We start from the raw sequence: 13,754 nt of genomic DNA, 5'->3' as shown, positions 1-13,754 counted from the left end.
TCGGAACACGGGCAGGACGGATCATGGCCAAGTCTGGCAAGAACGACGACGCGAAGGCGAGCCGGCTGAAGGCGCGGGTGCCGCGAGGCTTCGTCGACCGCGGCCCCGGCGAGCTCGCCGCCGCCGAGCGGATGCTCGCCGAGATCCGCGCGGTCTACGAGCTCTACGGCTTCGAGGCGGTGGAGACGCCGCTCGTCGAGTACACCGACGCGCTCGGCAAGTTCCTGCCCGACCAGGACCGCCCGAACGAGGGCGTATTCTCGTTCCAGGACGAGGACGAGCAGTGGCTGTCGCTGCGCTACGACCTCACCGCGCCGCTCGCCCGCTACGTCTCGGAGAACTTCGAGGCGCTGGCGAAGCCCTACCGCTCGTATCGCGCGGGCTGGGTCTTCCGCAACGAGAAGCCCGGCCCGGGCCGCTTCCGGCAGTTCATGCAGTTCGACGCCGACACGGTGGGCGCGGCCTCCGTCGCGGCGGACGCCGAGATGTGCATGATGGCCGCCGACACGCTCGACCGGCTCGGGCTCGCCGGCCGGTACGTCGTCAAGGTCAACAACCGCAAGGTCCTCGACGGCGTGATGGAGGCGATCGGCCTGTCCGGCGAGGACGAGGCGGGGCGCCGCCTCGTCGTGCTGCGGGCGATCGACAAGCTCGACAAGGTCGGCGCCGAGGGCGTGCGTGCGCTGCTCGGCGAGGGGCGCATGGACCCGAGCGGGGACTACACCAAGGGCGCCGGCCTCGACCCGGCCCGGGCCGAGCGTGTCGTCGCCTTCACCGAGGCCGCGCGCGCCACGCTGGACGAGACCTTCGCGGCGCTGGAGGCGGTCGTCGCCGGCTCCGAGCGGGGCGGGGAGGGCGTCGCGGAGCTGCGCGACATCGCCGCCCAGATCGCCGCGGCGGGCTACGCCGACCGGGTGAAGGTGGACCCCTCCGTCGTGCGCGGCCTCGAGTACTATACCGGCCCGGTCTTCGAGGCGGAGCTGACCTTCCCCGTGACGAACGAGGACGGCGTGCCGGTGCGCTTCGGCTCGATCGGCGGGGGCGGGCGCTACGACGGCCTCGTGGGCCGCTTCCGGGCCGAGCCCGTGCCGGCGACGGGGTTCTCCATCGGTGTCTCCCGGCTCCTCTCGGCGCTCAGGCTCGTGAACAGCCCCATCGTCGCCGGCGCCGAGCCGCAGGCGCCGGTGGTGGTGCTGGTGATGGACCGCGAGCGCGTCGCCGACTACCAGCGCCTCGTCGCGACCCTGCGCAATGCCGGGATCCGAGCGGAGATGTATCTCGGCTCGGCCGGCATGAAGGCGCAGATGAAGTACGCCGACCGCCGCCGGAGCCCCTGCGTCGTCATCCAGGGCTCGGACGAGCGCGACCGCGGCGAGGTCCAGATCAAGGACCTGGTCGAGGGCGCCAAGGCCTCCGCCACGATCGAGACCAACGAGGAATGGAAGGCCGCGCGCCCGGCCCAGGTCTCCGTCCCGGAGACGACGATGGTCGACGCCGTGCGCGAGATCCTCGCCCGGCATCGGTGAGGCTCACGCCACCTTCGCGGCCTTGCCCTCGATCTCGTCGAGCGCCTTCACCACGGCGTCGAAGGTGAGCAGCGTCGAGGCGTGGCGGGCCTTGAAGCCGCGCACGGGCTCGAGCACGGCACACTCGGCCCAGTCGCCGCCGGGCGGCGGGCCGTCCTCCTTCAGCATCGCCCGCATCGCGTCCCGCAGCGCGCGCAGCTCGCCGGTTGTCTTGCCCACCACGTGCCGCGCCATGATCGAGGACGCGGCCTGCCCGAGGGCGCAGGCCTTCACCTCGTGGGCGAAGTCCACGACATGCCCGTCCTCGACGACGAGGTCGACCGTCACGGTCGAGCCGCAGAGCTTCGAGCGCACGGTTGCGCTCGCCTGCGGCGCGGGGAGCCGGCCGAGGCGCGGGATGTCCGCCGCGAGAGCCAGGATCCGTGCGTTGTAGATGTCGTCGAGCATGGCAACGTCCGGCTCGTCATTTCCGCGTCGAGGCCCAATATAGGTCGGAGAACCTCGGAGCGCGAGGGATCGGGCAGGGCCCACGCGTCCTTCGCTGCGGCCATGTGCCGCGAAGCGCCATCCGAGGCGGGAGCCGGCGCGTAAGCGTGGGCATGAACAGAGCGGGAGGCGCCACAATGGATGCCGTGGTTAAGACCTTGTCCGCGCGTGTGGATGCGCACGACGCCGGCGAGAAGACGATCATCAAGCCCAGCCGCGAGGAGGCGGAAGCGGCGGTGCGCACGCTGATCGCCTATGCCGGCGACGACCCGGACCGGGAGGGGCTCAAGGAGACGCCCAAGCGCGTCGCCAAGGCCTATCGCGAGCTCTTCGGCGGCTACGAGGAGGATGCGGGCGCGGTGCTCGCCAAGGTCTTCGAGGACGTCGAGGGCTACGGCGACATGGTGCTGGTGCGGGACATCCCGTTCCATTCGCATTGCGAGCACCACATGGTGCCGTTCCACGGCTCGGCCCACATCGCCTACTTCCCGACGAAGGGGGTGGTGGGGCTCTCCAAGCTCGCCCGCGTGGTCGACGTCTTCGCCAAGCGCCTGCAGACGCAGGAGACGATGACCCAGCAGATCGCCGACGCCATCGAGGACGCGCTGCGCCCGCGCGGCATCGCCATCCTGATCGAGGCCGAGCACATGTGCATGTCCATGCGCGGCGTGCGCAAGGCCGGCGCCTCGACGGTGACGACCGTCTTCACCGGCGTGTTCCGCGAGGAGCCCGCCGAGCAGGCCCGGTTCTTCACGCAGGTGCGGCTGGGGAAGTGAGCGAGCCGGCGCGGGCGTGACCGGGCGGGGCACGCGCCCCGCCCCGGATGCGAAGGGTGTGCGCCGAGGGCCGCCGAGGGCGCTCCCCTGCAGGGACGGAGCGTCTGACCGGCCTTGACGCGCCCGCCGTGCGCGAGCCACCTGTGCGCCCGGCCTCCGCCGGCCGTTCTCTCACCGGACGAGCCCGATGACGCACGCGACCTTCCCCGCCGCCCGAGACAAGCACGCCCTCGAGGAGGGCGAGACCCTCGCCCCGCGTTTCGGGGCCGACGGGCTCGTCACGGCCATCGCCGTCGACGCCGACACGGGCGAGATCCTGATGCTCGCCCACATGAACGACGAGGCCCTGGCGAAGACGCTGGAGACCGGCGAGGCCTGGTACTGGTCGCGCTCGCGCGGGGCGCTCTGGCACAAGGGTGCGACGTCCGGCCAGGTGCAGACGCTCGTGGAGATGCGGGTCGATTGCGACCAGGACGCGCTCCTGCTGCGCGTGCGCGTCGGCGGCGACGGCGGCTGCTGCCACACCGGCCGGCGGGCGTGCTTCTATCGGCGCGTCGTCCCCGGCGAGGGCGGGCCGCGGCTCGTTCCTGTCCCGGCGGGGGACGAGAACGGAGCGGCCTAAGCTACGCTTTTTTCGCGATCTCCCGCATCGATCCACAATGGTCACGCGTTGTTCAAGCCTCCTTCATCGATCGGGGGAGACGATGCGTGACGGTGGTGAGGAGTGCGGCATGCTGCTGGGAGACCTGGCGCGGAGAGCCTTCGGAGGGACGAGCTCGATGGGCGCGAGCATCGCTGAGACCGCGCCGGGCCCTGTTCTGGCCGAGCCCGTGACGTCCGCCGCCGAGGCGACCGCGCCGGAGGCGGCGACCGCGACCACGCTCGCCAGGAAGCCGCCGCGCTCGCGCAGCCGCCTCAAGATCGGCATCGCGCTCGGCGGTGGAGCCGCGCGGGGGTGGTCTCACATCGGAGTCCTGCGGGTGCTCTCCGAGGCCGGCATCGAGCCGGACGTGATCGCCGGCTCTTCCATCGGCGCCGTCGTCGGCGGCTGCTACGCGGCGGGCAAGCTCGACGATCTCGAGGGTTTCGCGCGCGGCCTGACCAAGCGCCGGGTGCTCGGCCTCCTCGACTTCCACATCGGCGCATCGGGCCTGATCGCCGGCCATCGACTGAAGCGGCTGCTCGAGGTGGACCTCGGCGGGCTGCGCATCGAGGACCTGTCGCGCAGCTTCGCGGCGATCGCCACGGAGCTCGGCACCGGCCACGAGGTCTGGCTGACCAAGGGCCCTCTCGTCCAGGCGGTGAACGCGTCCTACGCGCTGCCCGGCATCATCGACCCGGTGCGCATCGGCGGGCGCCTCTTGATGGACGGCGCGCTGATCAACCCCGTCCCGGTGACGACCGCCCGCGCGCTCGGTGCGGATCTCGTCGTCTGCGTCAATCTCAACGGCGATCTCAAGCTGCGCGGGACGACGATCCAGTCGCTCGAGCCGCATCCGGAGGACGAGGAGGAGGACGAGATGGTCGAGGCCGTGATCGAGGAGCCGCGGCGCTGGGGCCTGTTCGGCCCCGTCCGCGGCGCCGCCGATCGCGTGCGCAACCGCCCGGCACGCCCGCGCATCGGTCCCGGCGTGGCGAGCGTGATGATCGACGCCTTCAACATCACGCAGGACCGCATCTCGCGCTCCCGGCTCGCGGGGGACCCGCCGGACCTGATGGTCTCGCCGAAGCTCGGCGCGGTCGGCCTGTTCGAGTTCCACCGCGCGGCCGAGGTCATCGATCTCGGCGCCCAGGCGGCGCGGCGGATGCTGCCGGACCTGCAGGAGCTCCTCGCCGAGGCCGAGCGCCAGCTCGCGCGCTGAGCCGGGTCGCGTGTCCCGCTCACGTGGCCGGGCAGGCCTCGCCGGTGCGCCGCCAGTTCATCACGTTGATGGCGATCGTGCATTCCGCGAGCCGTCCGGAGAGGCAGACCCGCTCGCCGGGCTCGAAGGCGCGCCCGAAGGCGCGGCACATGCAGGCGTGCGGGCCGAGCAGCGGCTGTGCCCCGGGGGCCGTCACCGGGGCGGTGGGCCGCGTTGCGGCTCCCTCCTGCGCCACCGCGGAGTTCGCGAGCGTGCCGAGGACGACGCTCAGGGCGCAGGCGCGCGCGAGGCGTGCGGCGTGGCGGGCGAGGCGGGTCATCGACGCGTCTCCCTCATCGAGGCGTGCGTCATGCTCCCGCCGCGGGTCCGCGGCTGTCAAGCGCCCGTCACGCGCCCGCGATGTCGCGCCCGACGTCCCCCCTCGGGCGGCGCGGCGGGCCGATCCAGCGCGGCGTGCGCCGCGCCCACTCCGCGAACTCGGCCCCGAAGGCGTCCGCCAGCGCGCGTTCCTCGGGCCGCACCACGAGGAGCGTCATCGCCGCGAGGTAGAGCCCGACGCCGAGCACCGCGGCGAGGGGCGACCAGAGCGCGAAGCTCGCGAGCGGGATCACGAAGGCGAGGTAGATCGGGTTGCGGCTCACCGCGAAGCTCCCGCTCGTCACGAGCCGGCGCGGATCGCCGAAGCTGGACGCGCGCAGGGCGAGCCCCATCTCGCGCTGGAAGCAGGCGACGAGGCCGATGAACAGCGCACCCGCGCCCGCAAGCAGAAGGAGACGCGGCGAGGGCGCCGCGAGATCGGCTGCGAGCCTTGGAGCGAGCGCGAGCGCGAGGCCGAAGGTGGCCGCCCAGGCGGCGCCCGCGACGATCGCGCTGCGGTGGGGCAAAGTCATGGGTTCGTCCTTCCGGGGGCACGGTCCGGCATGCACGCCATCCTGACGCCCGAGCCCTGAAGGAAGGGTGGACGCGCGCCCGCTGCCGGCGCGCGCCCCCGTCACACCGCCGCGTGGGCTCCCTCCAGCGCCGAGAAGGCCCGCACCCACATGGCGCACACGCCCGAGCGGACGATGTCGCCGGCGCCGAACTCGACGATCGGCACCGGAAGCGCCTGGGCGCGGATCATGGCGATGACCTGGGCGAGGCCGGACGTCTCCCTCAGGTCGCATTGCGAGACGTCGCCGTTGATCACCGCGGTGCAATCCTCGCCGAGCCGCGTGAGGAAGGTCTTCATCTCCTGGAGCGTCGCGTTCTGCGCCTCGTCGAGCAGCACGAACGTGTCCGACCAGGAGCGCCCGCGCATCACCTCGAAGGGCACCATCTCGATCTCGCCGTTCTTCACCGCGATGTCGAAGGCCCCGCGCCCGATCCGCTCGCGGATCGTCTCGACGACCGGCGCGGCCCAGGGCGCGAACTTCTCCTCGAGCGAGCCCGGGAAGAAGCCGAGCGAGCGGCCGGCGGGGACGTTGGGGCGGGTGAGGACGATGCGGCCGATCCGCCTCTGGCGGTAGAGATCGGCGGCATGGGCGGCGGCGATCCAGGTCTTGCCGGTGCCGGCGGGCCCGAGGACGATCGTCTGCGGGTTGGCCTTCAGGGCCGCGAGGTAGGCGGCCTGCGTCGCGTTGAGGGGCTTGATCGGAGCGAGCGCCCGCTCGTGCTCGAACTTTCCGCTGGCGAGACCTCCGTGGAGCTCGACGATCTCACCGGATTCGAAGGAGCGACGGGTGCGGCGCTTCTGCTTGTCGTAACGCTTGCTCAACGGCCTGTCTCCTTGGCGGCGACGCGGGACCACCGCCCCGGGCGCCGCGTCGGAGCGTCCGGAACGTCTCGCGAGGAGGGGAGTGGTGCGGGCAGGAGCGGGCGGTGACGAGGGGGCGCGCCGACGGGTCTCGGCTTGTGCCGTGATCGCGAAAGGGAAGGTCTGCGCGACGCTTCACACGATCCTCGTCGGTTCGAGGGACCCGCTCCGAAAAGCAAGGTGCCCGATTCGTATGACAGTTTAGTTCACACGCCCGGGAGGAGGCGAGTCCGGGTGCCCGGCGTGTCGAGATCCGCCTCCCCGCCGGGAGAACGCCGCTGCGTTCCGGAAGGTCCGGCCGCCTCGCCTCCGGCGGCCTCCGCGCCATTCGGACGCGGCCGGGGATCGGGACGGCCGCGTCGTCGTTGTCGCTCGACGACGTCCGCACCCGAGACTCCCATAGACGACCGGAGGAGAGCTTCCGATGGATTGGGCGAACTTTCTCGCAGCGCAGAACGTGATGACGATCGGCCTCGTGCTCGTCCTCGCGATCGGCCTGTTCGCGTTCTTCCTGCGCCGCAAGTCGAACCGCCGCGCGGCCTCGAACGCCTTCTCGGGCGACCCCGACCGCTCCGCGCTCGCCCGCAAGGCGGAGAACACCAGGCGCGACCCCGGTCCCGCCAGCCGCCCGAACGACCCGGCCGGACCGCCGCGGTAGAGCGTGGCGATCACCAGATCTTTCGCGGCATCCGGAACGGCAGCAGCGCCTGCACCCAACCCCTGGTGAACCGCGGCATCGACAGGCTCTCGTGCATCGCCCGCACGTCCTCGCCCAGGAGCCGCGTCGCGATTTCCGAGCGGGTGTAGAACGGCGTGTCCTCGAAGGTCGTCAGCACCCGGGGCGGGGCGCCGCCCGCCTCTGCGCGGGTCTCGCGGGGCATGCGCCAGATGGTGCCCGGCGGCAGGGGCGCGACCGGCAGCTCCTCGAGGTCGCGCACGCTGCCGTCGCGGCCGATGTCGAGCGCCAGCACCTGGCGCGAGCCGTCCAGCCGGATCACGTCGTAGAGCACGCAGGCGCCGCGGGACGTGGGCGCGCGCGACCAGTTCCACCAGTCGAAGTCCGCCTCGAGCGGCCGGGCGCCGTAGTTCATGTCGAAATACGCGTCGCCCGAGAAGCTTACGCCGGGATGCTCCAGCGTCACCTCCGCCCGCGAGGCCGGCGCGATCGGCCACCACATGTGCCGCGCGCCCGCGTCGAGCCCGAAGCGCTGCGGCGTGATTCCCGACGGGGAGAGCCGCACGCGGCCCTTCAGCCGCCCGGGCACCGGCATCGTGCGCTCGTCGAAGTCGACGATCAGCGCGCCGTCCTCCCAGCGCATCTGCGAGGGGCCGATCGCGAGCGAGGTCGTGTCCCGCGAAAGTGCCTCGCGGCGGCGCTCGGTGAGCGCCCAGCGCTTGTGCCCGTGGCCGTAGAGCACGACGTTCATCGCCGGGAAATCGTGCGGATCCGCCGGCCGGCCTCCCTGCGCGCTCTTGCGCCGCGCCCAGGCATAGTAGGGCGAGAACACGTTGCCGATGAAGGCGATGATCGTGAGCCCTAGGGTTCTGTCGTCGCTCAGGACGTCGACGTACCACCAGCAATACCCGCTGTCCGGGACCGTGCGATCGAAGCGGAATCGCGGGATATCAGATGCGCGGCCGTCCAGCCCGACAGGGCCGCCATCGGCACCCCCGCTCCCGGATGCACGCTCCCCCCCGCCAGGTAGAGCCCCGGCAGCCGCGTGCGCACGCTCGGGCGCTCGAAGCTCGCGTTCCAGCCGTGGCTCGCCCGCCCGTAGAGCGCGCCCCCCGTCCCCGGGAACAGCCGCTCGAAGTCGCTCGGCGTGGTGATGCGCGTGCCCTCCGGGCTGCGCTCCACCGAAAGGCCGAGGCGGTTCAGATGCCGAAAGGTCGCCGTCTCGCATGTGGCGATCTCCTCTTCGCCGAAGGGGCGGGTGTCGCCGGTGGCCGGCGCGTTGACGATCAGGAACAGCCGCTCGGGTGCGCCGTCCGCGGCGCCGTCGATCCGCACGCCATGGTCGTCGCGATCCTGCGCGCAGACGTAGACGGTCGGCTCGTCCGGCAGCCGGCCGCGGCGGAAGATCGCCTCGAACTCGGCCGGGTAGTCGCGCGAGAAGAACACCGTGTGGCGGGTCAGCGGGAAGCCCGCCGTGCGGGCGTGGAGCGACAGCGTCATGGCCGAGAGCGAGCGCTGCGCCGGCGCCGTCGACGGCACCGCGCGGGCGGCCTCGCGGCCGAGGATGCCGTTGGCGATCGCCCCCGAGTCGGCGTTGGCGACCACCCGGGCGGCGGGGATGCGCTCGCCCTGCGCCGTCACCACGCCCGCGACGTGCCCGCCCTCGACGAGGATCTCGCGCGCCGCGCAGCCGAAGCGGAAGGTCGCGCCCTTTTCCGCCGCCAGCGCGTGCAGCGCGTCGGCGAGGCGCTGCATCCCGCCCTCGACGAGCCAGACGCCCGCCTGCTCGACATGGGCGATCAGCATCAGCGTCGCCGGGGCGAGATAGGGCGAGGAGCCGGTATAGGTGGCGTAGCGCCCGAAGAGCTGGGCGAGGCGCGGGTCGCGGAAGTAGCCGGCGAGCGCCGGCATCAGGGTCGTGAAGGGGCGGATCGCCAGGAGCTCGTGCGCACCCATCATCCCGCGGCTCGCCATCAGCTTCGGCAGCGACGGCTCGGGCGCGCGGATGAACGGCTCGTCGAGCATGGCGAAGACGCGCGCCGAGGCCGCGCAGAAGTCCCGGAAGCCCTTCGCCTCCCGCGCGCCGGCGAAGGCGCCGATCGCGTCCGCCGAGCGCTCGACGTCGGCGAAGAGGTCGAGCCGGGCATCGCCGTCCCAGGCGTGGCGGGCGAGGATCTCCGCCTGCCGCAGGCGCACCCGCTCGTCGAGCCGCGCGCCGGCCGCCTCGAAGATCGCATCGAAGACGCCGCGCAGGGTGAGCACGGTCGGCCCCGAATCGACCCGCACCCCGTCGACCGTCACCTCACGCATCTTTCCGCCCGGCGTCGCCGCGCGCTCGAGCACGGTCACCGGCCGGCCGGACGCGGCGATCAGCACGGCGCAGACGAGGCCGGCGATTCCGGCGCCGATCACGACGGTTCCGTCCTTGGAGAGGTCTGCCGCGGGGGCGGGTCCGAAGTTCACCGAAGCATCCTGACCGTTGACATGCCCGAAAGCTATGTCAGTCTGAGTTGACAGTCTATACAGACAAAACCGGTTGACAGAACCGGTCGAGCGACCGGGAGGCCCGCATGGAAGTCCGCATCGACGCCGGAACCCGGATCGAGAGAGCGCTCGAGGCCGCGCTCGCCCGTGCGGGCGGGCCGGACGCCCCGCCGCTCTTGGCCTCGGCCATGCGCTATGCCGTGTTCCCCGGCGGGGCGCGGATCCGCCCGCGGCTGGCGCTCGGCGTCGCGGCCGCCTGCGGCGGCGGCGCGGGCGAGCTCTCGGAGGCGGCGGCGATCTCGATCGAGCTGATGCACTGCGCCTCCCTCGTCCACGACGACCTGCCCTGCTTCGACGACGCCTCGACCCGGCGCGGCAAGATCTCGGTGCATTGCGCCTTCGGCGAGCCGCTGGCGGTGCTCGCCGGCGACGGGCTGATCGTGCTCGCCTTCGAGGTGCTGGCGCACGCGGGCGCCGCCGCACCGCGGCGGCTCGCGCCGCTCGTCTCGACCATCGCCGCCTCGACCGGAATGCCCCACGGCATCGTCGCCGGGCAGGCCTGGGAGAGCGAGCCGGCGATCGACCTCTCGCTCTACCACCGCGCCAAGACTGGCGCGCTCTTTTCCGCCGCGACCCGCGCGGGCGCGCTCGCCGCCGGCGGCGATCCGGAGGCCTGGCGTCCGCTCGGCGAGCTGCTCGGCGAGGCCTACCAGGTCGCCGACGACCTGCACGACATCGCGTCCGACGCCGAGGAGATCGGCAAGCCCACGGGCCAGGACGCCGCCCACGGCCGCGCCAGCGCGCCGGCGCTGCTCGGCGTCGAGGGTGCGATCGACCGGCTGGAGAGCCTCGTCGCCGATGCGATCGCCTCGATCCCGCCCTGCGACGGCGCGGCCGAGCTGAAGGCGGTGATCAACTTCGCCGCCAAGCGCTTCGTGCCCAAGAGCCTCGCCCGCGTGGCGGCCTGACGGACGGGCCGCGCCGCGCAGATCCGGACCGGGGCCATGCGCCTGCCCGACTTCGTCCTCTCCTGGCGCGACAGGCTCGTCTCGAGCGAGCGCTTCCAGGCCTTCGCCGAGCGTTTTCCGCTCACGCGCCCGATCGCCCGGCGCCGGGCGGCGGCGTTGTTCGATATCGTCTCCGGCTTCGTCTACACGCAGACGCTCCTCGCCTGCCTGCGGCTCGACCTGTTCGAGATGCTGCGGGCGCAGCCGCTGGCGCCCGCGGAGATCGCCGCACGGACGGGGCTGCCGGAGGAGGGTGCGCGTCGCCTCCTCGACGCCGCCTGCGCCATAGGGTTGCTGCAGGCGCGCTCCGGCGGCCGCGTCGGGCTCGGGCCGCATGGCGCCGCGGTGCTCGGCAACCCCGCCGTCGCGCCGATGGCGCTGCACCATCCGCTGCTCTACGAAGACCTCGCCGACCCCGTCGCCTGCCTCGAACGCGGGCCGGGCGGCGGCGCGCTCGCGCGCTACTGGGCCTATGCCCGCAATGCCGAGCCGGGCGCGCTCGCGGACGAGGCGGTGGGTGCCTACACCGACCTGATGGCGGCCTCCCAGCCGATGGTCGCACGCCAGATCCTCGACGCGTACGACATCTCGGGCCATCGCCGGCTGATGGACGTCGGCGGCGGCGCCGGCGCCTTCCTGCGCGCGGCCGCCACCCGCGCGCCGAAGACCGAGCTCGTCCTGTTCGACCTGCCCCCGGTCGCCCGCGCCGCCGCCGTGCGATTCGCCGCCGAGGGGCTCGACGGGCGAATCGAGACGGTGGGTGGCAGCATCTTCACGGATGCGCTTCCAGCGGGCGCCGACGCGATCTCCCTGGTGCGCATCCTGCACGACCACGACGACGACGAGGCGCTGGCCATCCTGAAGGCCGTGCGCGCGGCGCTGCCCGCGGGCGGGACGCTGCTCGTCGGCGAGCCGATGGCGGAGACGCCCGGCGCGCGGGCGGTCACGCAGGCCTATTTCGGCCTCTACCTCTGGGCCATGGGCTCCGGCCGGCCGCGCACGCCCGCCGAGAACGCCGACCTCGCGCTGCGCGCCGGATTCGCCCGCACCCGCCTCGTGAAGACCCGCATGCCGCTCGTGGCGAGCCTCCTCGTCGCGACGGCATGACCTGCCCGAGCGTGATCCGGACTGGTCCGGACAAGCCGCATCGGGTGTTAGTTTAGATTGACATCATGTCGTGTAAGTCTAGATTGACATACACAACGAACAGGCTCGTGATCAGGGAGGGCCGCGCCATGACACATACCCACGCCGTCGTCCTGCGCGAGCCCGAGCGCCTGAGCCTGGAGACCGTCGCGCTGGATCCGGCGGGGCCCGAGGACGCTGTCGTCGAGGTGGCCTATTCCGGCATCTCCACGGGCACGGAGCGCCTGCTCTACACCGGCCGCATGCCCGCCTTCCCCGGCATGGGCTACCCGCTGGTGCCCGGCTACGAATCGGTCGGGCGGGTGGTCGAGGCCGGCCCGCACAGCGGCCTTTCGGTGGGGCAGGGGGTCTACGTCCCCGGCGCGCGCTGCTACGGCGAGATCCGCGGCCTGTTCGGCGGCGCCGCCGCGCGGCTCGTCAGCCCCGGCGCGCGCCTCACGCCGCTTCCCGACGCCTTCCTCGAGCGTCCCGACGGGCTCGCGCAGGGCACGCTGCTGGCGCTCGCCGCCACCGCCTGGCACGCCGTCGCCATCGCCGACGCGCTGCCCGACCTGATCGTCGGCCACGGCGCGCTCGGGCGGCTGATCGCCCGCATCGCCGTGATGAAGGGCCACGCGCCCACCGTGTGGGAGACCAACCCCGCCCGGGCCGAGGGCGCCGTCGGCTATACGGTGGGCCATCCCGCCGACGACGAGACGCGCGGCTATCGCTCGATCGTCGACGTCTCCGGCGACGCGGGCCTCCTCGACACGCTGATCTCGCGCCTCGCCCCCCGCGGCGAGGTCGTGCTCGCCGGCTTCTATGCCGAGCGGCTCTCCTTCTCGTTTCCCCCGGCCTTCATGAAGGAGGCGCGCATCCGGGTCGCTGCCGAATGGAAGCGCGCGGACCTCGACGCCACGGTCTCCGCCGTGGCCTCGGGAGCGCTCTCCCTCGACGGCCTGATCACCCATCGCGAGGACGCCTCCGAGGCGGCGCGGGCCTACCGCACCGCCTTCGAGGACGCCTCGTGCCTGAAGATGATCCTGGACTGGAGGCGCACCCGATGAATGCCGTCACCCCCATCGAGCAAGGCCCGCCCGAGAAGAAGGAGACGCAGATCATCGCGATCTACGGCAAGGGCGGCATCGGCAAGAGCTTCACGCTGGCCAACCTCAGCTACATGATGGCCCAGCAGGGCAAGCGGGTGCTGCTCATCGGCTGCGACCCCAAGAGCGACACGACCTCGCTCCTGTTCGGCGGCAAGGCCTGCCCGACGATCATCGAGACCTCCTCGAAGAAGAAGCTCGCCGGCGAGGACATCACCGTCTCCGACGTCTGCTTCAAGCGCGACGGCGTCTTCGCCATGGAGCTCGGCGGGCCCGAGGTCGGCCGGGGCTGCGGCGGGCGCGGCATCATCCACGGCTTCGAGCTGCTCGAGAAGCTCGGCTTCCACGACTGGGGCTTCGACTACGTCCTGCTCGACTTCCTGGGCGACGTGGTCTGCGGCGGCTTCGGCCTGCCGATCGCCCGCGACATGTGCCAGAAGGTCATCGTCGTCGGCTCGAACGACTTGCAGTCGCTCTACGTGGCGAACAACGTCTGCTCCGCGGTGGAGTATTTCCGCAAGCTCGGCGGCAATGTCGGCGTCGCCGGCCTCGTGATCAACAAGGACGACGGCACCGGCGAGGCGCAGGCCTTCGCCGAAGCGGTGGGCATCCCGGTGCTGGCGGCCATCCCCGCGCACGAGGACATCCGCCGCAAGAGCGCCAACTACGAGATCATCGGCCGGCCCGGCGGCGAGTGGGCGCCGCTGTTCGAGCAGCTCGGGCTGGCCGTCGCAGAGGCGCCGCCGCGCCATCCGACGCCGCTCACGCCCGAGGGGCTGCTCGACCTGTTCTCGTCCGAGACCGTCGGTCGCGGCGTCGTGCTCGAGCCCGCCTCCTACGAGGACATGTGCGGCATCGATGCGGTGGCGGCCAGGCCGTCTCTCGAAATCGTCTACGACAGCTGAGCCGGGGGA

The 13,754-nt window shown here is 72.4% G+C and carries 15 protein-coding genes; 9 read left to right on the top strand and 6 right to left on the bottom strand.

The features are described from left to right. The first annotated feature begins 23 nt into the window (after window positions 1-23). Entirely contained in the window at window positions 24-1,526 is a 1,503-nt protein-coding gene (gene hisS / locus G407_RS0114660) for a histidine--tRNA ligase (RefSeq protein ID WP_029031411.1), read from the top strand. A gap of 3 nt (window positions 1,527-1,529) precedes the next feature. On the opposite strand, the gene G407_RS0114655 is transcribed toward hisS, so the two are convergent. Then, complete coding sequence (locus tag G407_RS0114655) at window positions 1,530-1,973, bottom strand: iron-sulfur cluster assembly scaffold protein (protein WP_029031410.1); 444 nt, start codon at window positions 1,971-1,973, stop codon at window positions 1,530-1,532. A 176-nt stretch (window positions 1,974-2,149) separates the two neighbouring features. Here G407_RS0114655 and folE point away from each other — a divergent pair, with 176 nt between their 5' ends. From folE to G407_RS27875, 3 genes are all read left to right on the top strand, one after another. Continuing rightward, entirely contained in the window at window positions 2,150-2,788 is a 639-nt protein-coding gene (folE, locus tag G407_RS0114650; RefSeq protein ID WP_029031409.1) for a GTP cyclohydrolase I FolE, read from the top strand. Between the two features lie 187 nt (window positions 2,789-2,975). Further along, window positions 2,976-3,410, top strand: coding sequence for a phosphoribosyl-AMP cyclohydrolase (gene hisI, locus G407_RS0114645; protein ID WP_029031408.1), 435 nt, complete (start codon window positions 2,976-2,978; stop codon window positions 3,408-3,410). 157 nt (window positions 3,411-3,567) lie between these two features. Next, window positions 3,568-4,650, top strand: a complete 1,083-nt coding sequence (locus G407_RS27875) for a patatin-like phospholipase family protein (RefSeq protein ID WP_084327546.1) — start codon at window positions 3,568-3,570, stop codon at window positions 4,648-4,650. Window positions 4,651-4,669: 19 nt separating this feature from the next. Here the strand turns inward: G407_RS27875 and G407_RS0114635 are convergent, their stop codons facing one another. The 3 genes from G407_RS0114635 to G407_RS0114625 form a co-directional block, all read right to left on the bottom strand. Then, the gene (locus G407_RS0114635) at window positions 4,670-4,969 is read right to left on the bottom strand and encodes a hypothetical protein (protein WP_029031407.1); all 300 of its coding nucleotides are present in this window, start codon (window positions 4,967-4,969) and stop codon (window positions 4,670-4,672) included. 67 nt (window positions 4,970-5,036) lie between these two features. Then, the gene (locus G407_RS30570; protein ID WP_084327545.1) at window positions 5,037-5,540 is read right to left on the bottom strand and encodes a methyltransferase family protein; all 504 of its coding nucleotides are present in this window, start codon (window positions 5,538-5,540) and stop codon (window positions 5,037-5,039) included. 101 nt (window positions 5,541-5,641) lie between these two features. After that, window positions 5,642-6,343 carry a PhoH family protein gene (locus G407_RS0114625; protein WP_029031406.1) on the bottom strand — a complete coding sequence of 234 codons (702 nt, stop codon included), beginning with the start codon at window positions 6,341-6,343 and terminating at the stop codon, window positions 5,642-5,644. A 523-nt stretch (window positions 6,344-6,866) separates the two neighbouring features. Between G407_RS0114625 and G407_RS0114620 the strand changes: the two genes are divergently transcribed. Continuing rightward, window positions 6,867-7,100, top strand: coding sequence for a hypothetical protein (locus tag G407_RS0114620; RefSeq protein WP_029031405.1), 234 nt, complete (start codon window positions 6,867-6,869; stop codon window positions 7,098-7,100). Window positions 7,101-7,110: 10 nt separating this feature from the next. Here the strand turns inward: G407_RS0114620 and G407_RS0114615 are convergent, their stop codons facing one another. Both G407_RS0114615 and crtD read right to left on the bottom strand, forming a co-directional pair. Further along, window positions 7,111-7,869 carry a hypothetical protein gene (locus G407_RS0114615; RefSeq protein WP_245259092.1) on the bottom strand — a complete coding sequence of 253 codons (759 nt, stop codon included), beginning with the start codon at window positions 7,867-7,869 and terminating at the stop codon, window positions 7,111-7,113. Between the two features lie 128 nt (window positions 7,870-7,997). Then, window positions 7,998-9,581 carry a 1-hydroxycarotenoid 3,4-desaturase CrtD gene (gene crtD, locus G407_RS0114610; RefSeq protein WP_052341400.1) on the bottom strand — a complete coding sequence of 528 codons (1,584 nt, stop codon included), beginning with the start codon at window positions 9,579-9,581 and terminating at the stop codon, window positions 7,998-8,000. A gap of 119 nt (window positions 9,582-9,700) precedes the next feature. Here crtD and G407_RS0114605 point away from each other — a divergent pair, with 119 nt between their 5' ends. From G407_RS0114605 to G407_RS0114590, 4 genes are all read left to right on the top strand, one after another. Further along, window positions 9,701-10,570, top strand: a complete 870-nt coding sequence (locus G407_RS0114605; RefSeq protein ID WP_029031402.1) for a polyprenyl synthetase family protein — start codon at window positions 9,701-9,703, stop codon at window positions 10,568-10,570. 36 nt (window positions 10,571-10,606) lie between these two features. Beyond that, window positions 10,607-11,716, top strand: coding sequence for a methyltransferase (locus G407_RS0114600; protein ID WP_029031401.1), 1,110 nt, complete (start codon window positions 10,607-10,609; stop codon window positions 11,714-11,716). A gap of 128 nt (window positions 11,717-11,844) precedes the next feature. Next, on the top strand, window positions 11,845-12,801 hold the full coding sequence (bchC, locus tag G407_RS0114595) for a chlorophyll synthesis pathway protein BchC (protein WP_029031400.1): 957 nt from the start codon (window positions 11,845-11,847) through the stop codon (window positions 12,799-12,801). Further along, complete coding sequence (locus tag G407_RS0114590) at window positions 12,798-13,745, top strand: chlorophyllide a reductase iron protein subunit X (RefSeq protein WP_052341399.1); 948 nt, start codon at window positions 12,798-12,800, stop codon at window positions 13,743-13,745. The genes bchC and G407_RS0114590 overlap by 4 nt, the downstream gene beginning before the upstream one ends. Window positions 13,746-13,754 lie beyond the last annotated feature (9 nt).

It is taken from the genome of Salinarimonas rosea DSM 21201, from assembly GCF_000429045.1.
GTDB classification, from domain to species: Bacteria; Pseudomonadota; Alphaproteobacteria; order Rhizobiales; family Beijerinckiaceae; genus Salinarimonas; species Salinarimonas rosea.
Note: the sequence above shows the minus strand (reverse complement) of the source record. Positions and strands in the feature narration are given on the sequence as shown.